Raw genomic sequence first — 25168 nt, 5'->3', positions numbered from 1 at the left:
GCATAGCGGTTCTCTGTCAGGAAGGGGCTTTAAGCAACGCCATCGGGTCGCTATATCCAGTCGCCAAGGGGCCACGCGCCCACATCAGGCAGATCGAGTTGGGGGTACCATGGCCGAAACGAAACACACCAAGGTTCTGATCATAGGATCGGGGCCCGCCGGATACACGGCGGGCGTTTATGCCAGCCGCGCAATGCTGGAACCGATCCTGGTGCAGGGCATTGAACCCGGCGGTCAGTTGACCACCACCACAGAGGTCGAGAACTGGCCCGGCGATACAGAGGTTCAAGGCCCCGACCTGATGGTTCGTATGCAGGACCATGCTAAGGCAATGGGATGTGAGATCATCGGTGACATCATCAGCGATCTGGACGTCAGCAAACGCCCCTTCACTGCCAAAGGCGACAGCGGCACGACCTATACAGCTGATGCAGTCATTCTGGCGACCGGCGCACGCGCAAAATGGCTTGGGCTGCCGTCCGAGGACAAGTTTAAAGGCTTTGGTGTCTCGGCCTGTGCCACCTGCGATGGGTTCTTCTATCGTGGACAGGAAATCGTTGTCATTGGCGGCGGCAACACTGCCGTGGAAGAAGCTCTGTTTCTGACGAACTTTGCCAGCAAGGTCACCTTGATCCACCGTCGCGACGAGTTGCGGGCCGAGAAAATCCTGCAGGATCGCCTGATGAAAAACGAAAAGATTGAACCGCTTTGGTTCCACGAGCTGGATGAAGTGCTTGGCACCGATGCGCCTTTGGGCGTTGAGGGCGTGCGCGTCAAGAACGTGAAAACCGGTGAAATCTCTGAGATTCCTTGTAAGGGCGTGTTTATTGCCATCGGTCACGCCCCTGCAAACGAGCTGGTCAAGGACACGCTTGAAACCCACATGGGTGGCTATGTCGTGACCAAGCCGGGTTCGACCGAGACTTCCATACCTGGCGTATTCGCCGCCGGTGACTTGACTGACCACATCTATCGTCAGGCCGTTACCAGCGCCGGTATGGGCTGCATGGCAGCGCTGGATGCCGAGCGGTTCCTGGCGGAGCAGGACTAGCCAATGATAGAATTCTCCGGCCCGGTCTGGAGAATTCTGTTTCGAACACATTCAGACGCCCCTATGGCCCCCGCTCGGGCGCCAGAGGGGCGTTTTCACTATGCGGTCAGACCGCACTTTATGCATCTCTCAGCCCCGAAGGGGTCGAAGTCGCGATACGTCGCTATGTATAGCGCGATGACCCACCGCGAATCCTGCAACGTGCAAGGATCACAGAGGCACGTCTTTTCGACCTGAGAGGTCAGCCCGAAGCATCCATCGTTTGGCAAGACATTGCAAAGGCCTGCGGGCGTTCTCCAACCTGGCAATTCTCGGACAAGGCTCGAGCTTTAGGTGCCGATGGCATTATCTATAGCTCTCGATCACGGCCCCAGCTCAGCCATGTGGTTCTGTTCCGTACCAGTACCCGGCTTATTTGCGTCGATGCCCCGTCAGAAACCTGGGTACCTGCTTATTCTTGACCCGCCCGCGCGCCCGTATCAGACTCGGGGCACAAGGCAAGAATTCACAGGTGACCTGAAGTGAAGAGCGTATTGTGGCAAGGCGGGTGGATAACCCGGCTGAGGATTGGCAGTGGCCTGATCCTGTTCGCGTTTGCATTCCTGCACTTCATCAATATCGGCTTGGGCCTGTTCCACACCGATTACCTGCACGGAATGCAAGACGGCCGCCACGCTGTCACCCGTCACGACATCGGCAGCGCCTTGCTCTATGCTGCTTTGTTCATTCACTCGGGTCTGGCGCTCTATTCGATCAGTCAACGCAAAACACTAAAAATGCCGCTGAGCATGGCATTGCAGATTGTTCTGGGATTGCTGATCCCGCTGCAACTGATCGCGCATATCGTTCACACACGTTACGCGCACGAGGTGTTCAACGTGAACGACGAGATGGGATACATCATCGCGCTGATGTGGCCCAGCTCGGCGATCTGGATGCAAAGCATGCTCTTGCTGGTCGTTTGGGTGCACAGCTGCATTGGTCTTCATATGTGGCTGCGGTTGACCAAATGGTGGCCCAAAACAGTCCCCTATCTGATCGGATTGGCCGTGTTCGTCCCGTCATTTGCGATGGCGGGATTATTGACAGAAGGGCGGCGGATTTGGGCCGATTTCGGCGACCCGTTTCTGCGCGACCAATATATCGAGCATTACAATTGGCCGTCGCCCGAAGAATTTCAGGCTCTGTTTAGCGTCAAGGACAATGCGCTATTAGCCTTTTGGATCGCTCTGGGTGTTTCGTTGGCCGTGTTTGCGGGACGCAAACTTCTACGGCGCAGACATTCGGTCCGCGTTACATATGTCGAAGGACCAGAGGTCGTCGCTGAAAAAGGCATGACCCTGCTTGAAATATCGCAGGCCAATGGCATCCCACATACGGCCCTGTGCGGTGGCAAAGGCCGCTGCACCACGTGCCGAGTCATTGTCGAAGACGGTGCGGCAGAGCTTCCGGCTCCAAGCGAAGTTGAAGCCCGCAGCCTTGCCGCAGTCCGGGCGCCCAAAGGCGCGCGGCTGGCTTGCCAAATCCGCCCGACTCAGCCGATTACGGCCTTTCGAATGTTTCGTCCTGATGGCCTTCGAAACCGCGCACATGCCAGCCAAGGCCAGGAACGTCAGCTTGCCGTTCTGTTTCTGGACATGCGTGGGTTTACGTCGCGCACAACGGGACAGCTGCCCTATGATATTGTCTTCCTTCTGAACCGGTTTTTTGACGCGATCGTTCCTGCGATCACTGCCGAAGGTGGGGTGGTCGACAAATACATGGGCGATGGTCTTTTGGCCGTGTTCGAAACCGCCGACCCCGCAAGTTCCGCCCGTGCTGGTTTGATGGCCGCAGCCGATGTCAGCCGCGCACTGGAACGATTCAACAAGCAACTCAACGCAGAAGGCAGCTCGCATATTCGCATAGGCATGGGGTTGCATCTGGGTGATCTGGTTCTGGGTGAAATCGGTGCCGCCGGAACAGCGACCCGTACCATCATCGGAGACGCGGTCAACGTTGCCAGCCGGTTAGAGGCAGAGACCAAAACTCTGGGCGTCGAGCTTTTGATCTCAGAGGACCTTCTGCGCGCGGCCGGATATGACGGTGACGAAACGGGGCTACAGTCTTTCAAACTAAGGGGGGTTTCCCGCCCAATTCCTGCGTTACCGGTAAGGAACGCCACCTTACTGGCGCTTAGGATAGCTGCTTAGGAACACATGGCCTAGAACTTGCCCAATTGCCGACAATTCGAAGAACCACAGTCGGCATTTGCATTTGAATGTGGAAAATTCTTCCAATCCGAGCGAAAACCGCGCATATCGTCCTTTGTTTCATGAATGTATATGGACTTCACCTGATCATCGGGGCAAACGCCCCTTAAACACCTATGAATCACGGGCAAAACTGCCCTTACACAAGAGTATTCCGATGACGATGTTAAGCAATCTGGCCCCTATCCCAGAACTCTATGTCTCCTACGACTCGGCGCAGAAGCTGAAAGTAGAAGCCGCTGACCTGACCAGTTGGGACCTGAGCCCGCGCCAGATCTGTGACCTTGAACTGCTGATGAACGGCGGGTTCAACCCGCTTAAGGGTTTCCTGTCCGAAGCCGATTACGACAACGTCGTTGAAAACATGCGTCTGGCCGACGGTACCCTGTGGCCGATGCCCATCACGCTGGACGTCAGCGAAGACTTCGCCCAATCAATCGAGCTGGGTCAGGACATCGCCCTGCGTGATCAGGAAGGCGTCATCCTCGGCACCATGACCGTGACCGACCGCTGGACCCCGAACAAATCCCGCGAGGCTGAAAAGGTATTCGGCGCGGATGACGACGCGCATCCAGCCGTGAATTATCTGCACAACACCGCAGGCAAGGTGTATCTGGGTGGACCTGTGGTCGGCATCCAGCAACCCGTCCACTATGATTTCCGCGCCCGCCGCGACACCCCGAACGAGTTGCGCGCCTATTTTCGCAAGCTGGGCTGGCGCCGCATCGTTGCGTTCCAAACCCGTAACCCGCTGCACCGCGCCCATCAGGAGCTGACCTTCCGTGCTGCCAAGGAAGCCCAAGCCAACCTGCTGATCCATCCGGTTGTCGGCATGACCAAGCCCGGCGACGTCGACCACTTTACCCGCGTGCGCTGTTATGAGGCGGTTCTGGACAAGTATCCGGCCTCGACCACCTCGATGTCGCTGCTGAATCTGGCCATGCGGATGGCAGGCCCCCGCGAGGCGGTCTGGCACGGGCTGATCCGCGCCAATCACGGCTGCACCCACTTCATCGTGGGCCGCGACCACGCGGGCCCCGGCAAGAACTCGGCCGGTGAAGATTTCTATGGCCCCTATGACGCGCAGGACCTGTTCCGCCAGTTCCAGGACGAGATCGGAGTCGAGATGGTCGACTTCAAACACATGGTCTATGTGCAGGAACGCGCCCAATACGAACCCAATGACGAAATCGCGGACAAGGATGACGTCACCATCCTGAACATCTCGGGCACCGAACTGCGCCGCCGTCTGGCCGAAGGTCTGGAAATTCCCGAATGGTTCAGCTTTCCCGAGGTTGTGGCCGAGCTGCGCAAAACCAAACCACCACGCAGCCAGCAGGGCTTTACCGTGTTCTTCACCGGCTTCTCGGGTTCCGGCAAATCGACTATCGCCAACGCGCTTATGGTCAAGCTGATGGAGATGGGCGGCCGCCCCGTGACCCTTCTGGATGGTGATATCGTTCGTAAGAACCTGTCGTCGGAACTCGGTTTCTCGAAGGAACACCGCGACCTGAACATCCGTCGCATCGGCTATGTGGCGTCGGAAATCACCAAGAACGGCGGCATCGCCATTTGTGCCCCAATCGCGCCCTACGCAACCACCCGTCGTGCCGTTCGCGAAGAGATCGAGCAATTCGGTGCCTTCTGCGAAATCCATGTCGCGACCAGCATCGAAGAATGCGAGCGCCGTGACCGCAAGGGTCTGTATAAGCTTGCGCGTGAAGGCAAGATCAAGGAATTCACTGGCATCTCAGACCCTTATGATGTGCCCCAGAACCCGGAGCTGAGCGTCGAGACCGAGAATGTCGAGGTCGACAACTGCGCCCATCAGGTGCTGCTCAAGCTTGAAAGCATGGGTCTGATCGCGGCGACTTAAGCTGACCGCCACATGAAACAGGCCCTCGCGCTGCGGGGGCCTTTTTTGTGATCAGAGCTCGGCGCGAATGGCCGCAACAGCGCGGGCTTCGAAATCACCGTATTCAGCCGCCTTGGGCTGGATCGCCTGTAGATGCGACAGGCGCGCAGCGTAGTCCTCGGGTGAGGCCGCTTGAACGGCGCGGTGAATATCGGCCTCGGATTCGCACAGGATCATGCCGGATGTGTCGAAGAAATCCCCGATATTCGGGCAGCCCCAATAGATCGGAACAGTGGCGCACAGGATCGCATCCGTCAGTTTTTCCGAGAAATAATTCCGTTCCCGCACATTCTCGATCACCACAGAATAGCGATACGGGGCCAGCCCGTCGGATTTCTGGTCAAACGGCATATAACCACGACCCATGATATCGACATCCGCGCCCGTCTCGCGCACCCAGTCGATGACCGCATGACGCAATTGGTGACCTTCCAGATCACGCTTGGCCGAGGCGATCAACGAACAGGACTTGATCTTTTCGACGGACAACTTCTGCCAGTCCGGCACCATGGTGACGCCATAGGGCAGAAAGACCGCATTCGGGATGCCTTGCAGCAGGACGTCATGAAAGGTCAGCACACGAAAGAACCGACGCCATGTCCAGCGCAGCATCCGGTCGTGTTTTGCGTGGATGGCCGAGGGTTCCCCCATCATCAGCGAAATCTGCGCGCGGGTACCCCGGCGCAACCGCAGATGCACGGTGGAATTGGGATACATGATCAGGTGATCGGTTGGTTCAAGATCTGCGACAGTTTTGCCAGTCAGACGATCCGGGCAACCCTCGGGCCAGATCAGATCGCTGAGCAGAACCGAGCTCAGTTTCGGCCCCAACCGGTGCCCATAGGGCAGGATCGCAATTGCGGGCTCAGACATCAATTTCCCTCCGACAGACTGACCTGCCCACGCATCAGCACGTGGCCGCTCCCGGCCACCTTGATGCCGGTCATTGCCTCCGGCGGGCCAACACGCGTAACGGTGGCCTGACCCGGGCGGCCCATGTCATGGCCTTGTTCGGCAACAAAGCTGTCTTTCTCCATCAGACCCTGCTTCCACAGATAGGCCGCCATCGCACCGGTGGCGGACCCGGTAAACGGGTCCTCGGGCGGGCTGGGCGGCGCCAGCAACAAGCGCGAAAACGTGTCCCCGCCATCGGTCGCGCCTTGCAGCGTAACCAGAAACGGCTCGGCCATATCCGAACCCGAGAACCCAGCCATAGCCGCGACCTCACGCAGCGGTCCCTCGGCCAGTTTCGCCGCCCGCAGCACCGCGTGATCACGCAGGACGGTGATGCAGAACGGCAAGCCGGTAGACACGAATTGCGGCGGTGAAGTGATGGCGTCTGTGGACAGGCCGATCGCGGAGGCCACCAAATCAGCCGGCACCTCGGCGCCAAATTGCGGTGCGACCTGAGTCATCTCGATCTCGTCACCGTTCAGGCGGATATCGACGAGGCCCGCGCCCGTCTCAAGCGTCAGGCTGTCGCCGTCAATCATCCCGCGCGACCGCATAGCGGCCACGGTCGCAATTGTTGGGTGCCCGGCAAAGGGGATCTCGCGGCTGGCCAGAAAGTAGCGAACCCGGATATCAGCGATGTCAGAAGGCCCGGTAAAGGTGCATTCGACCAAAGACGTCTCTTGCACATAGGCCATGCAGACCGCATCGGATAAACCAGCGCCGCCATGCACGACTGCGCACCCATTGCCCCCAAAAGCGCGATCGGTAAAGGCATCTACCCAGTCAAAATCAAACCAGCTCATTCCTCGGACCCTTTGCTTTACAAGGCATATCTCGCCCGGTCAGCGTCGGATGTCACGAGGAAAACGCCCAAAGGGCCGTGTCAGTGCACGGCCACCGGCGAGAAGTCATGCTCGCGCGCGAGGTTGAAGGCCAGCTTACGGTCGGCGACCAAAGCCAGCCGTTGCCCATCCGAATCATGGACGGCATATATCTGATCCAGATCGCCTGCCTGCTCGCGCATTTCTTCTGGCAAATCGGCGACTTCAACCGTTTTGACATAGACGATCCGGTCGCCCTCAGCGTTCAGTTCAATCGGTGTATTCATTGCTCTTACCCCTTTCTTATGTTGATCGTTTGCACCACGGATTCTGGCACAGCGCGGGTCAGATCCACATGCAGCAGACCATTTTCCATGATCGCCTCGCCCACCTCAACCCCGTCGGCCAGCACGAACATGCGCTGGAATTGACGCGCCGCGATGCCGCGATGCAGGAATATGCGCCCCTCGCTGTCGTCGCGTTGACGGCCCCGGATCACCAGTTGGCGATCCTCGATGGTGATCGACAGATCCTGCTCGGCAAACCCGGCCACGGCCAGCGTGATCCGATACGAAAAGTCCGAGGTCTGTTCGATATTGTAGGGCGGATATCCTTCATTTCCGGCCTTTGCAGACCGTTCCAAAAGGCGTTCCAGTTGCTCGAACCCCAAAAGATGCGGGTATGAGCCCAAGGTAAGTTTAGACACGTATTTCGTCCTTTATTGTCAAAGCGACGTGTGGTGCGGCCCCGTTTTGGCAACCGCGTAAAATAGAATATGGGAATGTAGCCAGATGTCCACAAGGTCTGGCAGGATAAACCCTGACACACTATCTTGTGTGACAAGCACCACAATAACCACTGAGTCGGCCATGAACGCCCCCACCGATCTTTCGATGAAAACTGATGACGTTCTGCGGGTCGAGCTGGAGGTTTTTCGCCGCCAGCACCGTGATCTGGACGAAGCGATTGAGGCACTTCAAGGCACCGGTACGGCCGACCAACTGACCATCAAGCGTTTGAAAAAGCAGAAATTGCGGCTGAAAGACATCATCCGTCTGATCGAAGACCGCCTGACCCCCGATATCATCGCCTGACACATTGCCTCGAATGCGGATTTGGCTATAGTGCGCGCTCTCTCAGAAGGCAGGGACATAAGCGGATGAGCGACGTGAAAGTGGGGATCATCATGGGCAGCCAGTCGGACTGGCCCACGATGAAAGAAGCCGCCAATATTCTGGACGAATTGGGCATAGCCTATGAAAAGCGCATCGTGTCCGCCCACCGCACCCCTGACCGGTTGTGGGACTATGGCAAGACCGCCGTATCGCGTGGTCTGCATGTGATCATCGCCGGTGCCGGAGGGGCAGCACATCTGCCTGGCATGATGGCCTCGAAAACCCGCGTGCCCGTGATCGGTGTTCCGGTGCAGACGCGGGCGCTGTCGGGGGTCGATTCGCTTTATTCCATCGTCCAGATGCCCAAAGGGTTTCCGGTGGCAACCATGGCGATTGGCGCCGCCGGTGGGGCCAATGCGGGCCTGATGGCAGCCGGTATTCTGGCACTGCAGGATGACGCTTTGGCGGGCCGTCTGGACGCGTGGCGCGATGCCCTGTCAGCCTCGATCCCGGAAGAACCGCAAGGATGAGCCGCGTCGGGTTCATTGGAACTGGCCATATAGCAGCGCCGATTGCACGGTTGCTGGCACGCAAGGGGCATGAGATTTATGTGACCGAGCGTAACGCCACCGTGTCGGCAGCGCTGAAGGTCGACATCAACGCAACCGTCGGCGACCCGCAATCAGTGATCGACCAATCCGACGTCGTGTTTCTGTGCCTTCGACCTCAAGCCGCGCTTGATGTGCTCGAACCTCTGAGCTTTCGCCCCGATCATCGGATCGTATCGGTTATGGCGGCGGTGTCCGAAGCGGACCTCAGATCGCTTTGCACTCCGGCGGAGGATTTCGTGCAAACAATCCCTCTGGGCTTTTTGGAAAACGGCGGCTGCCCCATGGCAGCTTTTGGAAATGATCAGTTGTTGGCCAATCTGGTCTCACCCGAGAACCCGGTTGTTAAAGTCGCAAATGAAGCCTCGCTAAATGCCCATTTTGCGATCTGCGCGATGGTTCCCGGTGTTCTGGACTTGTTGGCAACCGGCTCGAAATGGCTAGCCGAACAGACTGGTGACGCTGACGGAGCCGAGTTCTATACGACCCAGTTGATAGCAGGATTTCTTGCGTCCACGGAAAAGGATCGGGCGGGTCGGCTTGCTGCAGAACGTGATGCGCTGGCAACAGACGGAACTCTGAGCTTGCAGATGACGCAGGCATTGCAAACGGACAAGGCCCACAAGGCGCTGCGCGACGCCCTGACGGCAATCGGCAAACGGTTGGAGACCTGAACAATGACCGACATGCTTGCACCCGGCAACACGATTGGCATCCTCGGTGGTGGACAGCTGGGGCGGATGCTGTCCGTCGCGGCGGCTCGACTGGGGTTTGTGACCCATATCTTTGAACCCGGTGCCAACCCGCCCGCCGGTCAGGTGGCCGACCGGGTGACCACGGCAGCCTATGACGATGTCGACGCCCTGCGCTCCTTCGCCGAGTCCGTCGATGTCATCACCTATGAGTTTGAAAACATTCCGACCGAAGCGCTGGACCTGCTTGAGGCGCATCGCCCGATCCGTCCGGGGCGTGAGGCGCTGCGGGTCAGTCAGGACCGCCTGACCGAGAAGAATTTTCTGCAAGGGCTGGGCCTGCAAACCGCGCCTTTCGCAGATATCACCGATCTCGACAGCCTGAAGGCCGCGATTGATCAGATCGACACGCCTGCAATCCTGAAAACCCGCCGCTTTGGGTATGATGGCAAAGGGCAAGCCCGGCTGCGCGCACCCGGGGATGCCGAGACCGCCTTGGCCGATATGGCGGGCGCCCCTGCGATCCTGGAAGGGTTTGTGGAGTTCAGCCACGAAGTCTCGATCATCGCGGCGCGCGGGTTGGATGGGCAGGTCGCCTGCTTTGACCCCGGCGAGAATGTGCATCGCGATGGCATCCTGCACACGACGACGGTGCCCGCTCGCCTGCGCTCGGCGCAACGCACGGATGCAGTGCTGTTGGCAGCCAATATCCTGAACGCACTGGACTATGTGGGCGTGATGGGGGTTGAGCTGTTCGTGACGCCGCAGGGCCTGATCGTGAATGAGATCGCGCCGCGCGTGCATAATTCGGGCCACTGGACGCAGAATGGCTGCGCGGTGGATCAGTTCGAGCAGCATATCCGCGCGGTGGCCGGGTGGCCTTTGGGCGACGGTCAGCGGCATTCGGATGTGGTGATGGAGAACCTGATCGGTGACGACATAACCCGTGTGCCTGAGCTGGCGCAGGAACGAGACGTGGCACTGCATCTTTATGGCAAGGCCGAGGTTAAGGCTGGTCGTAAGATGGGGCACTTCAACCGTATCGTGCGCTGAGAAATCGCGCGGACGCGCGATGCCTCCGGCGGAGGTATTTTTAGCCAGATGAAGCGCGGATCAGTTGAAGAACCGGGCCGCGATATCCCCGGTCATATAGCTGATCCGACCCCTGGCCATTGTTGCGGCGACCCGGTGGGTGTTTTTGTCCAGAATGGTCAGGTCGGCGCGTTTTCCGGGGGCCAGCGTGCCCCGGTCGGTCAGGCCCAGCACCTTCGCGGGCCCCGAAGAAACCATCGCCCAGGCCCCGACCATATCCAACAGGCCCGATTTGGCCAGCATCAGCGCCGCGCGGCGCGGGCTTGGGTAGTGGTAGTCCGAGGCCAGCGCGTCGCACAGTCCCATCGTGATCAGGTCCAGCGCGCTGACATTGCCCTTGTGCGATCCGCCGCGCACCACATTGGGCGAGCCCAGAATGATATGGTCGCCTGCGGTATGCGCGGCCTCAGCCGCGTCGAGCGTTTCGGGGAATTCCGAGATTTGCGCCCCGCGTGCGCGCCAGTCTGCCCGGGTTTCGGCGGTGGCGTCATCATGGCTGCCCATGCGCACCCCCTGCCCCGCCAATGTCGCGCACAGCTGATCCAGCGCCGCCGGAACGTCACCGCAACGGGCATGCATGGAGAGCAGCATCTCAAAATGTTTGTCCGGGTTGCGCCCGGCTTTCAGCGCCTGTCCGGTCAAGCGCGGTGGCTTGCGCCCTTCGGCCAGACGGTCATGCGGCAGGTGGTCATTGAACACCACATAGGGCACCTGCCAAGCGGCGATCTTTTCGGGCAGACCGGCGTAGTCGTTCAGCATATGCGTCTCAAACCGAAGTTGGGGAACCAGGTCGGTCACCACACGGCCTTTAACCGAGGCAATCGCATCAAACACCTGACCAGCGAATGCTGGGCCGCGCACGCCGCCCTCCCAACTGTAGAACTGCGCCAGAACGGCGGTGGTAATGCCGTTGGCGGCCAGTTCGGCCTCGACCGAGAGGATGCCTTCGTCCATCTGTTTCATCGCACCCCGGCGCGGGGCGATGTGGCGTTCGAACCCGTCGCCGTGCAGGTCGATGATGCCCGGCAGCACCAGATAGCCGGACAGATCAATAGGGCGCCCGGTGGCATCCGCCTGTATCACACCGTCCGCCAAGAACAGGTCGGTCGGGATCAGGCCATCCTCCGGAAGCAGAACCTCTGCGCCGGTCAGGGTCAGGTTCAATGTGCTCATTCGGAACGCTCCGACTCGGGCTCGGAGCAATCCTGCCCGATGCAGATCTCGTCGATGATATCCTGCACCCCGTCCAGCCACGTGATCTGAGGATCAAATTGACCGAATTCGATGAAGTGCAGCGCCTGTGCCATGACGCGCGGGTTATTCATCATAAAAGTGTGGGTCACTGGCAGGACGATATGGTCCTTCATGCCCGCGACCTTGGTGCTTTCGACCGAAACCTTGCCGTCATCCGGCCCATCAATCATCGAGGAAAACAGTGGGTTCAGTGTGTCTTTGCCCGCAATCACGCCCAATTCAAAATCCACCGGCGGCAACATGCGCGGAAGGCCCTCGGGGCCGGTGCCCAGCGCAAGGCCGGCGGGGCCGTTCAACATGCCGAACACCTCATAGGCGCTAAGTTCGTCCACCAATTGGCTGCCCTGGTTGGGCGGGCCCAGCATGACCACGCGGCCCAGATTTTCGGGCATGTTGTCCTGCAGCCAATAGCGCAGCAGGATGCCGCCCATCGAATGAGCCACCACGTTGACCGTATCCTCGCCACAAGCCGCGAACGCATCCGGCAGGGTCTGGTTCGCAAGGTCCGGGATTGGCAAGTCGGTCGAGGGGTAGCCCGGTCGCACAACCGTATAACCATGCGCCTTGAACAACTGATCCATTACGGTAAAAGACGCCTCGGTCCGCGCAAGCCCGTGCAAAAGCACTACGCATTTCGCTTGGGCCGCAACCGGCAGAAGGAACAGAATTAAGGTCAGCAGAACTCTCATAGCGGCCAGATAAGCCCTAAGCGCGAGTGATGAAACCCCTAGCGCGGTTTCAGGCGCAGAACAGCCAGCGCGATGCCGCCCAGCACAAGTGCCGCACCAAAGATCAGGCGCAAGCTGGCGACCTCACCCAACAGAACCGCACCGCCCAAAATGGCAATGATCGGCACGCTCAACTGCACCACCGCCGCCGTGGTCGGGGCCAGTTGCGGCAATACGCGGTACCACAGCGCATAGCCCATCCCCGAGGTGACACCGCCCGACACAGCCGCCAGCACATATCCCGAGCCAGTCATCTGCCAATCGCCCCCGACGGTCAGCAAGGCTAACGCCGTCACCGGCAGAGCGACCACGAAATTCGCCGCAGTCCCGGCCAGAGCATCCGGCTCGGACCGACCAACCAGCGAATAGATCGCCCACCCGATCCCGGCGGCTGTCATCAGCGTCGCGCCAACCGGACTGACGTGCACCTGATCTGTGGGCCAAAGCACCCAGGCCAATCCTGCCAGCGCGATCACCGCGCCAGCGATCTGGCGCACGGTAGGCAGGGCCCCGGTAACAGAGGTCACGGCAAACATCGTGATCTGCACGACACCAAACAGGATTAACGCGCCCAATCCCGCATCCAGCGTCAGATAGGCAATCGAAAACCCGATCATGTATAATGACAATGACCCTGCCCCTGCGATCCGCCGCATATTCCGAAGCGGCAGATGTCCCCCTTTGAGGAAAACAAGCGCGGCCAGAACCAACGCCCCGGCCAGTACGCGCACAGTGGCAAATCCGGCCGGATCGCTTGCCCCGCTGTCGATGGCAAGCCGGTTCAGGATGGAGTTGGCCGCAAAGGCAACCATGGTTAGGGCCGTCAACAGGAACAGTTTCATAACAACCGCATAATGGGTTTAGGGCCGTTTGCACATTCACAATCTGGCGCGAGGATTGAAACGAAACGGGGCCGCCCAAAGGCGACCCCGTTCCTAAGCTCTGCGGCTTCCCTTCCGGCAGCTTGGCCTTTTGGCCAAGCGCCTGTCGGGCTCGTCAAAATTCGCCGGGGCGAATTTGACGTGCTTACATCATGCCGCCCATGCCGCCCATGTCGGGCATGCCGCCTGCAGCGGGTGCGTCTTTCTGGGGCTTGTCGGCAACCATTGCTTCGGTAGTGACCAGCAGGCCAGCAACCGATGCTGCATCTTCCAGTGCAGTACGGACAACTTTGGCCGGGTCAATCACGCCGAACGAGAACATGTCGCCATATTCTTCGGTCTGCGCGTTGAAGCCGAACGCGGCGTCGCCGCTTTCGCGGACTTTGCCAGCAACAACTGCACCGTCAACGCCTGCGTTTTCAGCGATCTGGCGCAGCGGCGCTTCGATTGCCTTACGAACGATGTTGATGCCTGCGTTCTGGTCAGCGTTTGCACCTTCCAGAGCTTCCAGTGCTTTACCGGCCTGAACCAGAGCAACACCACCGCCTACAACAACGCCTTCCTGCACAGCAGCGCGAGTCGCGTTCAGAGCATCGTCCACACGGTCTTTACGCTCTTTCACTTCCACTTCGGTCATGCCGCCGACACGGATAACAGCAACACCGCCTGCCAGTTTGGCAACGCGCTCTTGCAACTTCTCACGGTCGTAGTCCGACGAAGTTTCTTCGATCTGAGTGCGGATCTGGGCAACACGTGCTTCGATCTCGGCTTTCTCGCCAGCACCGTCGACGATGGTGGTTTCGTCTTTGGTGATTTCGATTTTCTTGGCGGTGCCCAGCATGTCCATGGTGACGGACTCGAGCTTCATGCCCAGATCTTCGCTGATGACCTGACCGCCGGTCAGGATTGCGATGTCCTGCAGCATGGCTTTGCGGCGATCGCCGAAGCCCGGTGCTTTGACAGCAGCAATTTTCAGGCCGCCGCGCAGTTTGTTGACAACCAGAGTTGCCAGCGCTTCGCCTTCAACGTCTTCGGCAATGATCAGCAGCGGCTTCTGCGATTGGATCACCTGCTCCAGCAGCGGAACCATCGGCTGCAGCGAGGACAGTTTCTTTTCGTGCAGCAGGATCATGCAGTCGTCGAGTTCTGCGATCATCTTGTCTGCGTTGGTGACGAAGTAAGGCGACAGGTAGCCACGGTCGAACTGCATACCCTCGACAACATCGGTCTCGGTTTCCAGACCTTTGTTTTCTTCGACGGTGATAACGCCTTCGTTGCCAACCTTCTGCATCGCGTCTGCGATCTGCTGGCCGATTTCGGCTTCGCCGTTGGCCGAGATGGTGCCAACCTGAGCAACTTCTGCCGAGTCTTTGACTTCGCGCGAGGCGTCTTTGATGCCTTCAACAACCTTGGCGGTCGCCAGGTCGATGCCGCGCTTCAGGTCCATCGGGTTCAGGCCAGCAGCAACCTGCTTGAGACCTTCGCGCACGATGGCTTGGGCCAGAACGGTTGCGGTGGTGGTGCCGTCACCGGCTTCGTCATTGGTGCGGCTGGCGACTTCTTTCACCATCTGCGCGCCCATGTTTTCGAACTTGTCTTCCAGTTCGATTTCCTTAGCAACCGAAACACCGTCTTTGGTGATGCGCGGTGCGCCGAAGGATTTATCCAGAACCACGTTGCGGCCTTTGGGGCCCAGGGTCACTTTAACCGCGTCGGCCAGGATGTTTACGCCTGCCAGCATCCGGTTACGGGCATCGGTGTCGAACTTGACGTCCTTTGCAGCCATGTCGTTTCTCCTTGAGAAATTAGTTGTAGATGAAGATCAGAGTGAAGCGCGAGGGCCTTACTCGATGATCCCCATGATGTCGCTTTCTTTCATCATCAGCAGCTCTTCGCCGTCGACCTGAACCTCGGTGCCCGACCATTTGCCGAACAGGATCTTGTCGCCAGCTTTCACAGCCATTGCGATCAGCTCGCCGCTGTCCTTGCGTGCGCCTTCGCCGGTTGCGACGACTTCGCCTTCGCTGGGCTTTTCTTTTGCGCTGTCAGGAATGATCAGGCCGCCTGCGGTTTTTTCTTCGCTTTCGGTACGGCGAACCAGCACGCGGTCATGAAGCGGTTTCAATGCCATCTTTGCAGCTCCTTGGGCTCAAAGTTGTTAATCCTCCCCTCGCCGGATGGCGGGGCGTTAGCACTCATGCTTGTCGAGTGATAACGACGCATAGCTAGGGGGTGCAATTCCCCGAGTCAACAAGCCGTGAAGGATTTTTTGAACCGCGGCCCCTATTCGGGCTGATCCCGACTGTAAGCCCAGTGTTTCAGACCCTCTTGTCCGGCATCGGTCAGGGCGTAAACACCCTTGTCGACCTTTTCAAACCAGCCGTAATGGTTCTCTCGCATTAGGCGGGTGGCGGTGGTCACACCCGTTGCCTTGGCAACCTCGGCTCCTTTGGTCGCTCCGCATTCCACCAGATGAGCGGCACATTTCAGCGCATCCTGACGATAGGCAGTGACAATCCCATGCCGCGTAGCCCCGCCTGCATTTGGGTCACCCTCCAACCGATCAAACTCGCGCAGCAGTCGCGCCGCTTTGGCTTTGTTCCTGCGCGGGGCATAAGGACCCGGATCACACTGCACCTCGACGGCCCCATCCGCGCGAACGGTGATCAAGCCCAGCCCCAAACGTCGACACATGGCCAGATTATCCTTCAGTGCCCGACGCGCACTGCGCCCGGTAGGCTTGCACACGCCCAGATAGACCTGATCCGTAACTTTTAAACGCGCCACCGCCTGATGAAACAAGGCCAGAGTAAACCGCAGTTTCAGCTCGACAATAACAGGCTCATCACCTGCGCGCACAGCCACGATATCGGCCGCGCCCACTTCACCCTTGACGGTATAACCCTGACGCTCCAACAGCGCTTTTATGGGGGGATAGAGATCCTGCTCACGGTCCATGGCGCCATGCTAAGTGATTTATTGTGGAATGCCAGACACAGAAAACGCCGACAATTGGTCAACTTGCTTGAACCCAACACTTGGCCAAGGCAAGGTCGCGCCACATATACGTAGCGAGTTAATACGGGATGATCCTGATGCATTTCTTGTTCTTTGTTGCTTTTTTGTTTTTTCCTTTGGCAGCCTATGCGGCCTGCGAAGGGCGAGACCTTCGGCCGGATCTTTCTGCTGACATGCGGGCGCAGCTTGATCAGGCGGTAAGCGGCACCCCGTTTTCTGAAGGCAACCACTGGATCGCGACCAAAGGCGATACAGTGCTGCACATGATCGGAACACTGCACACGAATGATCCACGCATGGACGCCATTATGGAACGTCTGGCCCCTGCCCTGTCCGACGCGGACGCGTTCTATTTCGAAGTTACCAAGGACAAGATGGACGGATTCGAGCAACAGCTTGCCCAAGACCTCAGCCCTGTTCTGATAACTTCGGGCCCAACTCTGATTGACCTGATGTCTGAAGAAGACTGGGCCGCCCTGTCCACCGGATTGGCCGATCGAGGCATCCCCGGTTGGATGGCCGCCAAAATGCGCCCATGGTTCCTGAGCATGATGTTGGGTGTTCCGCCATGTATGACCCAAGACGAAGATGCTAGCTATGGCATGGATGCACGCCTGACTGATCTGGCTGTCGAACTCGGAAAACCGCAGTACTCACTGGAAGAAATCGAAGAACTGATGGCGATGTTCAATGAACATCCGCTGGAAAAGCAGGTTCAGTCCCTGGTGCGAATGGCCAGCGCCTTTGAAAGCAGCGAAGATCAGCTTGCCACGATGGTCAACGCCTATATCGAGGAAAAACACGGCGAGATTCTTCACTTTGCTCGCCTACAGGGGCTCGAGACTTCGGGCTTGTCACAAGATGTCTTTGACGAGGAATGGGGCAGCTTTGAAGATCAGCTGCTCGTCGGGCGCAACAACAACTGGATGCAGCATATTCTGAATATTCAGGACCAAACAGCAGTCATCGCCGTTGGCGCGGGTCATCTTGCTGACGAATTCGGCCTTCTGAACCAATTGCAACAAGCTGGCTACACCTTGGAACGCGCGCCGTTCTAAGGCAAAATTTACCCTTCGTCGCAGTTTACGCGGGGGCGGGTGACAAGCGCGTCGGACCGCCCTATAAGGCGCGCAAATTTACCTTCCTCAGGACGCAGACATGACAACCCTCGTATTTGGACACAAATCCCCCGACACCGATTCCACCGGCTCTCCGATCCTGTGGTCTTGGTACCTGAACGAAGTCAAAGGCGAACAGGCCGAACCCGTGCTGCTAGGTGAACCCAACACCGAGGCCGCCTTTATGCTGCAGCGCTGGGACTTGCCCAAGCCGCGCATCATCGCAGACGTGGACGCGGACGCGCCAGTTGTCATCGTTGATACCAACAACCCCGCCGAACTGCCTGCCAGCGTCAACAGCGCCGACATTCGCGCCATCATCGACCACCACAAACTGGTTGGCGGTCTGGAAACCAAAGGCCCAATCGACATCACCGTGCGCCCGCTGGCCTGCACCGCGACCATCATGGTTGACCTGATGGGCGACGACGCGGCCAAAATGCCCGACGCCGTCAAAGGCGCAGCGTTGACCTGCATCCTGTCGGACACTCTGGAGTTCCGCTCGCCTACCACCACCGCGCATGACCGCGCAGTGGCCGAGAAACTGGCGGCTGAGCTGGGTCTGGACGTCTCGGCCTATGCCGCTGACATGTTCGCGGCAAAATCGGACGTATCCTCGTTCTCGGACGCCGAACTAATCCGCATGGACAGCAAGGAATACGAAGTTGACGGCACCAAGTTCCGCGTCTCGGTCCTAGAAACCACCGCTCCGGGCGTCGTTCTGGACCGCAAAGCCAGCCTAGCCGCGTCAATGGTGGACGTAGCCAAGGAAGACGGCGTTGATCAGGTATTGCTGTTTGTCGTCGACATCCTCAACGAAGAAGCCACCCTGCTTGTGCCCAATGACCTTGTGAAAGGCGTGGCCGAGAAGAGCTTTGGTGCGTCAGTAAACGGCGACGCCGTGGTTCTGCCCGGAATCATGAGCCGGAAAAAGCAGATCATCCCCAACCTCAAAGTGTGATCTTCGTAGCACCACAAACAAAAGGCGCCTGTATCGGGGCGCCTTTTTTTCGTTAAGACACAAGATTTTGCATAGAGCGTATCCGTTGATAGTCTGGTGCGGATAGTCTTGCTTGGGTCTTGGTCGCAGGAATGAGTAAACGAAAATTCAGCACCACCAGGGACATCCTTCGGTTCGAAGGGCATGACCGAGCGGCCTACTGGCGCAGATTTGCGATGCTTTTGACATTGTCGGTGGTGATCGCGACCATGGGGATGCTTCGCGATTCAGGCGCAGTGGTGATTGCCGCCATGTTGGTCGCACCGTTGATGACACCGATACTGGGGATAGCTGCCTCGATGGTCATGGGGTGGTTGGGACGTGCGTTTAAGCTTGCCCTGATTGTAAGCGGGGCGGCAGTTATCTGCGTCTTTCTGGCCTGGTTTCTTGTCTATATCGCCGATGTTCCCCGCGGAATTCTGATCCCAGATCAGGTTCTGGCGCGTACCGATCCCGGAACTGAAGATCTGATCGTTGCCTTGGCGGCTGGCGTCGCCGGAGCGTATGTGCAGATAAATCGATCAGAAGTTAGCCTGCTGCCAGGTGCTGCGATCGGCGTGTCTTTGGTGCCCCCGTTATCCGCCTCGGGGGTATTGATGTATTTTGAAGAAGCGGCTGAAGCTTATGAGGCCGGCTTGCTGTTCGCAACAAACCTTGGGGCGATCATCCTATCGGCTTGCGCGGTCTACATCGTGTACGCTGCTCGTTCGGTGGTTTTCAGCAAGGGGCGTCGCAGGCTGAACTTTACTGCCAGCGTCGTTGTGACCTTGGCGTTCTTGACCTTCGTTGTCATTCAATTGGGCAAGTCGACATATAACCGCTATCTGGAAACCCGGACCGAAGCGCAATTGGCGCAGACAATTCGCGATTGGGCTGACCCAGTCTCGGTCGAGATTATTCGCGTCGACGTCAACGCTCAACGCAAGCAAGCCGATATCTGGCTGATCGTTGACCTGCCAATTGAAGCCGCGTTCAAGGTGTCTTCAATCGCAGGCCTCCTTCCGGAAAGCCTGCGCGAGAACCCCCTAGTCGACGTGCTGCGCAACGAGTTGGGGCCGGGTTATCTGCTTGTCGTTCGCTTTCAGAACAGGATCGGCGCCCAGGTCATTCTAGGCACTGAAAACGTTCAACAGGCACCAGACGTCGAGGAAATCAGTGAAGACAACTGATCGCATAAGGCTATTCATTCAGAAAATTTGCAGCTGGGATGGTCAAAAGACCGAAGCTTTGACATAGCTGGCACAACTTCGACTCCAGACCCCCGGGGGCAGCTCAATGACTCAGATTATTCACAAACTTGATGAAATCTCCGATCGCTACAAAGCGCTGTTTGTCGACCTCTGGGGCTGTGTGCATAACGGCATAACCGCCTATCCCGAAGCCGTGGCAGCGCTTCAAGGTTATCGCGCCAAAGGGGGCATTGTTGTTCTGGTCACCAACTCGCCCAAGCCCCGCGCGGGGGTGGCCGAGCAACTGGAACAATTCAACGTTCCCAACGATGCATATGATACGATCGCCACAAGCGGAGACTCGGCGCGCTCAGCTATGTTTCGAGGCGCTGTAGGCGAAAAAGTTTACTTCATGGGAGAATGGGCGCGCGATGCTGGCTTTTTCGAGCCACTGAAGATTTTGCACCACCCAATTCAAATCGAGCGTGTGCCACTGGATCAGGCCGAAGGGATTGTCTGCTGTGGACCATTCGATCCAATGGCCGACCCTGACGTCAACCGCGCGGATTTCCTTTATGCCAAGCAGAAGGGCATGAAACTTCTCTGCGCCAATCCAGATATCGTGGTCGACCGGGGCGAGGTTCGGGAATGGTGTGCGGGCGCTTTGGCCAAGCTCTACACCGAGATGGGGGGCGAGAGCCTTTACTTCGGCAAGCCGCATCCGCCGATCTATGATCTGGCGCGGCGGCGGATGCAGGAGCTGGGTCACGATATCTCGGATGGGGATATTCTGGTCATCGGCGACGGCCCACATACCGACATTCTGGGGGGCATGGGTGAGGGGATTGATTCTCTGTTCATTTCGGGCGGACTGGCTGCGGCGGAAACCAAAACGTCGCACCATCCGCACCACGAGTCCTTAACCGATTATATCGCAAGGGAAAACATCAACCCCACCTATACGATCGGACGGCTACGTTAGTCAGAAAAGACTTGATTTTCTGCAGTTGCGAAGTAATAAAGTTACCCAACTTGGGTGACTTTGGTTTTTTTGTTGCCCACTGAAATCGAGTGAGGGTGACATGTTGGACAATCTTCCGCGCGGCACGATCTGTATTGAAGACATCGAAATGGGCATGACCCGCCACCTGCGCAAAGTGGTGACGGACGAGGATATCGAAATGTTCGCGCAGGTCTCGACCGACCGTAATCCCGTGCATCTAGATGACGACTATGCCCGCGACACAATCTTTGAGGGGCGCATTGCCCACGGGATGTTGACGGCCGGCCTGATCTCGGCCGTGATCGGTGAACAACTGCCGGGCCACGGCACAGTTTATATGGGGCAGTCGCTGAAATTCCTGGCCCCCGTTCGCCCCGGTGACATGGTCTACGCCGAGGTCAAGGTGATCGACATCGACTTTGCCAAGCGACGGGTCAAGCTGGATTGCCACTGTGCGGTGGACGGCAAAAAGGTGTTGATGGGCGAGGCCATGGTGCTGGCACCATCGCGCAAGTTCGACTGACGTCTCAAACCCTTGAACCTGCCTCGCAGTCCCGCTAGGCAGGCGCTATGCGCATTATTCGGGATTTCCAGTTTGTCGAGCCTCAGGACCGTAGTGCCAGTGTGGCCATCGGCAACTTTGATGGCGTTCATATCGGCCACCGTTCAGTGATCGAGCTGGCACGTAACGCCGCGCCCGACGCGCCGCTGGGTGTGATGACGTTCGAGCCGCACCCGCGCGAATATTTTGCGCCCGACAGCCCGCCCTTTCGCCTGATGCGCGGCAATGCCCGCGCGCATCGGTTGCAGAAACTAGGAGTGCAGAAGCTTTATGAATTGCCCTTCAACGCGGCGCTGGCCGGGCTGACGCCCGAAGAATTCGCACGCAATGTGATCTGTGACGGGCTGGGGCTGTCGCATGTGGTGGTCGGGGCCGATTTCTGTTTCGGCAAAGGCCGCAGCGGCACCGCCGATGATCTGGTGCGGTTCGGGGCCCAGATGGGCTTTGGCGTCACCATCGCCCCCTTGATGGAGCGGTCGGAAAACGTCGTGTCTTCGACCGCGATCCGTACTGCGCTGTCGGAAGGTCGCCCGCGGGATGCCGCCGCGATGCTGGGCCACTGGCACCGGATCGAGGGCGAGGTGATTGGCGGCGAACAGCGCGGACGCGAGCTGGGTTATCCCACCGCCAACATGTCGATCGAGGGGCTACACCCTCCGAAGTTCGGCGTCTATGCGGTGCTGGTTGATGTGCTGGATGGCCCGCATCAGGGCAGCTATCACGGCGCGGCCTCGGTGGGCACGCGCCCCATGTTTAACGGCGAAGTCCCCAATATCGAGACGTTCCTGTTCGATTTCTCGGGTGATCTTTATGGCGCGACGCTCTCGGTTGGTCTGGTCGAATACCTGCGCCCCGAGATGACGTTTGACGGGTTGGACGGGCTGATCACCCAGATGGATGCAGATTGCGAAAAGGCCCGTGCGCTACTGGCAGCGCTATGACCACCGACCCGATTGACCGCAACGGCCTGTCCGCCCGCTTCTGGGAACGCAAACCGTTGACCAAGATGAACCAGCGCGAGTGGGAGGCGCTGTGCGACGGCTGCGGTAAATGCTGCCTCAATAAGCTGGAAGACGAAGATACGGGCGAGGTTGCCCTGACCTGCGTTGCCTGCCGTCTGCTGGACGATGAGACCTGCCGTTGCACCCAATACGACATCCGCCACCAATTCGTGCCGGAATGCATCGTGATGACGCCCGATAATATCGATGAACACGCCTATTGGCTGCCCCAGACCTGCGCCTATCGGCTGCTGTGGGAGGGCAAACCCCTTTACGACTGGCACCCTTTGATATCTGGTACGCCCGACAGCGTACACGCCGCCGGGGTCTCGGTTCAGGGGCGCACGGTGTCCGAGTTCGAAACCCCCATGGAAGAGTGGGAAGACTATATCATTGAGGAGCCCAACTGATGTATTTCGCCTCTGACAATTCCGGACCGGTTCACCCGCAAGTGATGGCCGCGTTGAGCGCCGCGAATGAGGGCTATCAGATGGCCTACGGGGCCGACACGCTGATGAACGAGGTGCGCGACCGTATCCGTGGTATCTTTGAAGCGCCGGGGGCAGCTGTCTATCTGGTGGCGACCGGGACGGCGGCGAATTCTTTGGCTCTGTCGACGCTGGCGAACCCGTGGGACACCGTGTTTTGTTCCCCCGTTGCGCATATTCACGAGGACGAGTGCAACGCCCCGGAATTCTACAGCGGCGCCAAGCTGACGCTGGTGCCCGGTGGTGACAAGATGACGGCAGACGCATTGCGCAGCACCATTCTGGCCGAAGAAACTCGCGGTGTGCATGGGCCGCAACGCGGGCCAGTCTCGATCACGCAGGTGACCGAGCGAGGTTCGGTTTATTCGCTGGAAGAGTTGCAGGCGCTGTGCGTTGTTGCCAAGGAATACGGCCTGCCGGTGCATCTGGACGGTGCGCGGTTCACCAATGCGCTGGTCGCGCTGAACTGTTCTCCGGCCGAGATGACATGGAAATCGGGTGTTGATGCGGTCAGCTTTGGCGGCACAAAGAACGGACTGATGGGGGTCGAGGCGGTCGTCTTTTTCGACGAGACCAAAGCCTGGGAGTTCGAGCTGCGCCGGAAACGTGGCGCGCATCTGTTTTCGAAACACCGGTACTTGTCGGCTCAGATGGCCGCCTATCTGCAGGACGACCTTTGGTTGCAGATGGCGCGTCAGGCCAATGACAATTGCGCACGTCTGGCTGACGGGCTGCGGGCCAAGGGGGCCTCTTTCCTGCATCAACCGCAGGCAAACATGATCTTCGCCGAATTCTCGCGCGCGCGGCACAAGCAATTGCACGACGCGGGTGCAGTCTATCATCTGTGGGGCGGAGAGCTGAACGGGGCCGATGACGCAGAGCCGCTTGCTTGTCGTCTGGTCTGCGACTGGTCGATCAGCCCTGAACAGATCGACCAGTTCATCGCACTACTGTAAGGTCAGCACTTCCGAAGGCTGCCCATCCCAGAAATCGCGTATCACGCGCGCCATGTCCCGAGGATGCGTGATCGGGGCCATGTGCCCTGCCCCTTCAATGACACAGCCCGAGGCATTGGGCAGGCGTTGTTGCAGCCCTTCACAGATCGCGGGCATCGCGGGATGTGTACGTGACCCGTTGACCAATAGAATGGGCATATTTGCGCGGCTCATCATATCGGGGGCCAGCAAGCCCTTTTTATCCTCGAACAAATCATCTTTAACCGCAGGAACAAGATGCACACCGCGGGTCATTGCGGCACGGGTCCGTTCGGGTAGGTCCGGCCAGCGAGGGCTGTCATCGGTGCTCCACATCCTGTTGAAAAGGCGCGCGGCCAGTTCCATATCACCGTCAGCTAAAGCCTTTGCATAAGGTTGCGCCTCATGGTCATGCTGCGCCAGCAGATCAGGCGCGCCCTGCTTGGCAACGGCAAAGAATACCGGCTCGATCAGAACCGCACTGCGGACCAGATCTGGGTGTTCCATCGCCAGGCGCAGCGCGATCATCGCGCCAAAGGAATGACCGATGACATCCATCGGCTCTGTCAATTGCTCAACAGTCAGTTCGGTCAACAAATCGAACAGATCGCCCTGTTCGTTCCAATCGGGACTCTTACCGTGTGAGGGCATATCGGGCGCGATAAATGTCGCGTCATCTCCCAACACGCTCGCCAACCCTGCCCACGCCCCAGAGTGAGCAATCGTGCAATGCAGGGCCAGCACTTTGCGCTCGCCCTGCCCCAAGGTTCTGACGTGAACCGACGGCATCAAATCCTTCACCCTTTCATCTCGCTCAGATGACGGTCCAGGTCCTCTAGCCGATCCTGTCCCCAGAACCGTTGACCATCTTCGGTGATATAGAACGGCGCACCAAACGCGCCTTTGTCTACGGCCTCCTCAAGGTTGGCGGCATAGGTATCGGCCCCGACCAGCAAGCCGCTATCGGCCAGAGAGGGATCGAACCCTGCGGAAGACAGGCATTCACGGATCACTTCGTCCTGCGCGACGTCTTTTTCTTCGGCCCAGCAGGCGCGAAGAATGGAATGAACCAGCTGTCCGACATCACCCGAGCCGTCCTTGGCGGCGGCTATCACAGCGTAAGAGGACGGTGCCATATTCGTGGGCCAATGGGCAGGTTTCAGATTGAACTCCATCCCCAGATTCTTGGCTTGCCGCTGCAGTTCCTGCGCCCGGTATTCGATGCGCGAAATGTGCCGGTCCTTCGGTGGAGTTCCCCCGGTGCGTCCGAACAGCGCCATGATATCCAGCGGCTTGTAGTTGATCGTCGCGCCGTGCTTTGCCGCGACCTCTTCAAGCCGGGTTCCGGCCAAGTAGGTGAAGGGCGAAATTGTCGCAAAATAGTAGTCAATGGTGGCCATGTTCACTTTCTCCGCTGCGTTGTCTTTGCTGGACGGTAAGGCCGTGGTAAGCGGTGTCAACATCACGAATCT

The 25168-nt window shown here is 58.6% G+C and carries 29 protein-coding genes; 16 read left to right on the top strand and 13 right to left on the bottom strand.

Features of this window, described 5'->3' with window-relative positions; all coding sequences use genetic code 11:
- Positions 1 to 109: 109 nt before the first annotated feature.
- The 4 genes from trxB to AC2FNR_RS20740 all read left to right on the top strand — a co-directional run bounded on the left by trxB (position 110) and on the right by AC2FNR_RS20740 (position 5179).
- Complete coding sequence (gene trxB / locus AC2FNR_RS20755) at positions 110 to 1051, top strand: thioredoxin-disulfide reductase (protein WP_480867850.1); 942 nt, start codon at positions 110 to 112, stop codon at positions 1049 to 1051.
- A 191-nt stretch (positions 1052 to 1242) separates the two neighbouring features.
- The gene (locus tag AC2FNR_RS20750) at positions 1243 to 1512 is read left to right on the top strand and encodes an RES family NAD+ phosphorylase (RefSeq protein WP_496851479.1); all 270 of its coding nucleotides are present in this window, start codon (positions 1243 to 1245) and stop codon (positions 1510 to 1512) included.
- Between the two features lie 60 nt (positions 1513 to 1572).
- Complete coding sequence (locus AC2FNR_RS20745; protein ID WP_496851187.1) at positions 1573 to 3243, top strand: adenylate/guanylate cyclase domain-containing protein; 1671 nt, start codon at positions 1573 to 1575, stop codon at positions 3241 to 3243.
- A gap of 217 nt (positions 3244 to 3460) precedes the next feature.
- A complete protein-coding gene (locus AC2FNR_RS20740) occupies positions 3461 to 5179 on the top strand; it encodes a bifunctional sulfate adenylyltransferase/adenylylsulfate kinase (RefSeq protein WP_496851185.1) in 1719 nt (572 codons plus the stop codon).
- A 51-nt stretch (positions 5180 to 5230) separates the two neighbouring features.
- Here the strand turns inward: AC2FNR_RS20740 and AC2FNR_RS20735 are convergent, their stop codons facing one another.
- From AC2FNR_RS20735 to AC2FNR_RS20715, 5 genes are all read right to left on the bottom strand, one after another.
- A complete protein-coding gene (locus AC2FNR_RS20735) occupies positions 5231 to 6091 on the bottom strand; it encodes a hypothetical protein (RefSeq protein ID WP_496851184.1) in 861 nt (286 codons plus the stop codon).
- Positions 6091 to 6975 (bottom strand): PhzF family phenazine biosynthesis protein, encoded by an 885-nt coding sequence (locus tag AC2FNR_RS20730; RefSeq protein WP_496851183.1) that lies wholly within the window; start codon positions 6973 to 6975, stop codon positions 6091 to 6093. The genes AC2FNR_RS20735 and AC2FNR_RS20730 overlap by 1 nt, the downstream gene beginning before the upstream one ends.
- A gap of 80 nt (positions 6976 to 7055) precedes the next feature.
- Positions 7056 to 7280 (bottom strand): DUF1150 family protein, encoded by a 225-nt coding sequence (locus AC2FNR_RS20725; RefSeq protein WP_170352348.1) that lies wholly within the window; start codon positions 7278 to 7280, stop codon positions 7056 to 7058.
- Positions 7281 to 7285: 5 nt separating this feature from the next.
- Positions 7286 to 7699 carry an Hsp20 family protein gene (locus AC2FNR_RS20720; protein ID WP_496851180.1) on the bottom strand — a complete coding sequence of 138 codons (414 nt, stop codon included), beginning with the start codon at positions 7697 to 7699 and terminating at the stop codon, positions 7286 to 7288.
- 18 nt (positions 7700 to 7717) lie between these two features.
- Positions 7718 to 7864 (bottom strand): hypothetical protein, encoded by a 147-nt coding sequence (locus tag AC2FNR_RS20715; RefSeq protein WP_496851178.1) that lies wholly within the window; start codon positions 7862 to 7864, stop codon positions 7718 to 7720.
- On the opposite strand from AC2FNR_RS20715, the gene AC2FNR_RS20710 reads away from it, so the two are divergent.
- The 4 genes from AC2FNR_RS20710 (at position 7863) to AC2FNR_RS20695 (ending at position 10461) form a co-directional block, all read left to right on the top strand.
- A complete protein-coding gene (locus AC2FNR_RS20710) occupies positions 7863 to 8087 on the top strand; it encodes a YdcH family protein (RefSeq protein ID WP_170352346.1) in 225 nt (74 codons plus the stop codon). The genes AC2FNR_RS20715 and AC2FNR_RS20710 overlap by 2 nt on opposite strands.
- 65 nt (positions 8088 to 8152) lie before the next feature.
- The gene (gene purE / locus AC2FNR_RS20705; protein ID WP_170352345.1) at positions 8153 to 8638 is read left to right on the top strand and encodes a 5-(carboxyamino)imidazole ribonucleotide mutase; all 486 of its coding nucleotides are present in this window, start codon (positions 8153 to 8155) and stop codon (positions 8636 to 8638) included.
- Positions 8635 to 9390 (top strand): NAD(P)-binding domain-containing protein, encoded by a 756-nt coding sequence (locus AC2FNR_RS20700; RefSeq protein WP_496851176.1) that lies wholly within the window; start codon positions 8635 to 8637, stop codon positions 9388 to 9390. Before purE ends, AC2FNR_RS20700 begins: the two co-directional genes overlap by 4 nt.
- A 3-nt stretch (positions 9391 to 9393) precedes the next feature.
- Positions 9394 to 10461 (top strand): 5-(carboxyamino)imidazole ribonucleotide synthase, encoded by a 1068-nt coding sequence (locus AC2FNR_RS20695; protein ID WP_496851174.1) that lies wholly within the window; start codon positions 9394 to 9396, stop codon positions 10459 to 10461.
- A gap of 60 nt (positions 10462 to 10521) precedes the next feature.
- Here the strand turns inward: AC2FNR_RS20695 and AC2FNR_RS20690 are convergent, their stop codons facing one another.
- From AC2FNR_RS20690 to AC2FNR_RS20665, 6 genes are all read right to left on the bottom strand, one after another.
- Positions 10522 to 11673 carry an alpha-D-ribose 1-methylphosphonate 5-triphosphate diphosphatase gene (locus tag AC2FNR_RS20690; RefSeq protein WP_480867863.1) on the bottom strand — a complete coding sequence of 384 codons (1152 nt, stop codon included), beginning with the start codon at positions 11671 to 11673 and terminating at the stop codon, positions 10522 to 10524.
- The gene (locus AC2FNR_RS20685) at positions 11670 to 12443 is read right to left on the bottom strand and encodes an alpha/beta fold hydrolase (protein ID WP_209194924.1); all 774 of its coding nucleotides are present in this window, start codon (positions 12441 to 12443) and stop codon (positions 11670 to 11672) included. Before AC2FNR_RS20685 ends, AC2FNR_RS20690 begins: the two co-directional genes overlap by 4 nt.
- A gap of 38 nt (positions 12444 to 12481) precedes the next feature.
- Positions 12482 to 13324, bottom strand: coding sequence for a DMT family transporter (locus tag AC2FNR_RS20680; protein WP_496851171.1), 843 nt, complete (start codon positions 13322 to 13324; stop codon positions 12482 to 12484).
- Positions 13325 to 13508: 184 nt separating this feature from the next.
- Positions 13509 to 15149 carry a chaperonin GroEL gene (groL, locus tag AC2FNR_RS20675; protein ID WP_480549186.1) on the bottom strand — a complete coding sequence of 547 codons (1641 nt, stop codon included), beginning with the start codon at positions 15147 to 15149 and terminating at the stop codon, positions 13509 to 13511.
- A gap of 57 nt (positions 15150 to 15206) precedes the next feature.
- Positions 15207 to 15494: a co-chaperone GroES gene (gene groES, locus AC2FNR_RS20670; protein ID WP_170352338.1), complete on the bottom strand. Its 288-nt coding sequence runs from the start codon at positions 15492 to 15494 to the stop codon at positions 15207 to 15209.
- 152 nt (positions 15495 to 15646) lie between these two features.
- Positions 15647 to 16321: a DUF2161 domain-containing phosphodiesterase gene (locus AC2FNR_RS20665; protein WP_496851168.1), complete on the bottom strand. Its 675-nt coding sequence runs from the start codon at positions 16319 to 16321 to the stop codon at positions 15647 to 15649.
- 137 nt (positions 16322 to 16458) lie between these two features.
- On the opposite strand from AC2FNR_RS20665, the gene AC2FNR_RS20660 reads away from it, so the two are divergent.
- The 8 genes from AC2FNR_RS20660 (at position 16459) to AC2FNR_RS20625 (ending at position 23678) form a co-directional block, all read left to right on the top strand.
- A complete protein-coding gene (locus AC2FNR_RS20660) occupies positions 16459 to 17439 on the top strand; it encodes a TraB/GumN family protein (protein ID WP_496851167.1) in 981 nt (326 codons plus the stop codon).
- 100 nt (positions 17440 to 17539) lie between these two features.
- Positions 17540 to 18460 carry a manganese-dependent inorganic pyrophosphatase gene (locus tag AC2FNR_RS20655; protein WP_170756422.1) on the top strand — a complete coding sequence of 307 codons (921 nt, stop codon included), beginning with the start codon at positions 17540 to 17542 and terminating at the stop codon, positions 18458 to 18460.
- 131 nt (positions 18461 to 18591) lie between these two features.
- Positions 18592 to 19668 carry a DUF389 domain-containing protein gene (locus tag AC2FNR_RS20650; protein ID WP_496851165.1) on the top strand — a complete coding sequence of 359 codons (1077 nt, stop codon included), beginning with the start codon at positions 18592 to 18594 and terminating at the stop codon, positions 19666 to 19668.
- 106 nt (positions 19669 to 19774) lie between these two features.
- Positions 19775 to 20650 (top strand): TIGR01459 family HAD-type hydrolase, encoded by an 876-nt coding sequence (locus AC2FNR_RS20645; RefSeq protein ID WP_496851164.1) that lies wholly within the window; start codon positions 19775 to 19777, stop codon positions 20648 to 20650.
- A 100-nt stretch (positions 20651 to 20750) separates the two neighbouring features.
- On the top strand, positions 20751 to 21194 hold the full coding sequence (locus AC2FNR_RS20640; RefSeq protein ID WP_170352332.1) for a MaoC family dehydratase: 444 nt from the start codon (positions 20751 to 20753) through the stop codon (positions 21192 to 21194).
- A gap of 47 nt (positions 21195 to 21241) precedes the next feature.
- On the top strand, positions 21242 to 22174 hold the full coding sequence (locus AC2FNR_RS20635; protein ID WP_170352331.1) for a bifunctional riboflavin kinase/FAD synthetase: 933 nt from the start codon (positions 21242 to 21244) through the stop codon (positions 22172 to 22174).
- Positions 22171 to 22644: a YcgN family cysteine cluster protein gene (locus AC2FNR_RS20630; protein WP_170783791.1), complete on the top strand. Its 474-nt coding sequence runs from the start codon at positions 22171 to 22173 to the stop codon at positions 22642 to 22644. Before AC2FNR_RS20635 ends, AC2FNR_RS20630 begins: the two co-directional genes overlap by 4 nt.
- Positions 22644 to 23678, top strand: a complete 1035-nt coding sequence (locus tag AC2FNR_RS20625) for a threonine aldolase family protein (protein ID WP_480867875.1) — start codon at positions 22644 to 22646, stop codon at positions 23676 to 23678. Before AC2FNR_RS20630 ends, AC2FNR_RS20625 begins: the two co-directional genes overlap by 1 nt.
- On the opposite strand, the gene AC2FNR_RS20620 is transcribed toward AC2FNR_RS20625, so the two are convergent.
- A complete protein-coding gene (locus AC2FNR_RS20620; RefSeq protein WP_496851161.1) occupies positions 23670 to 24497 on the bottom strand; it encodes an alpha/beta fold hydrolase in 828 nt (275 codons plus the stop codon). The genes AC2FNR_RS20625 and AC2FNR_RS20620 overlap by 9 nt on opposite strands.
- Positions 24494 to 25096, bottom strand: a complete 603-nt coding sequence (locus AC2FNR_RS20615) for a 2-hydroxychromene-2-carboxylate isomerase (RefSeq protein WP_170353112.1) — start codon at positions 25094 to 25096, stop codon at positions 24494 to 24496. Before AC2FNR_RS20615 ends, AC2FNR_RS20620 begins: the two co-directional genes overlap by 4 nt.
- Positions 25097 to 25168: the final 72 nt, after the last annotated feature.

This window comes from Ruegeria sp. SATB045, assembly GCF_059613525.1.
The sequence above is the reverse complement of the archived record's forward strand: the minus strand, read 5'-3'. Positions and strand labels throughout refer to the sequence as shown.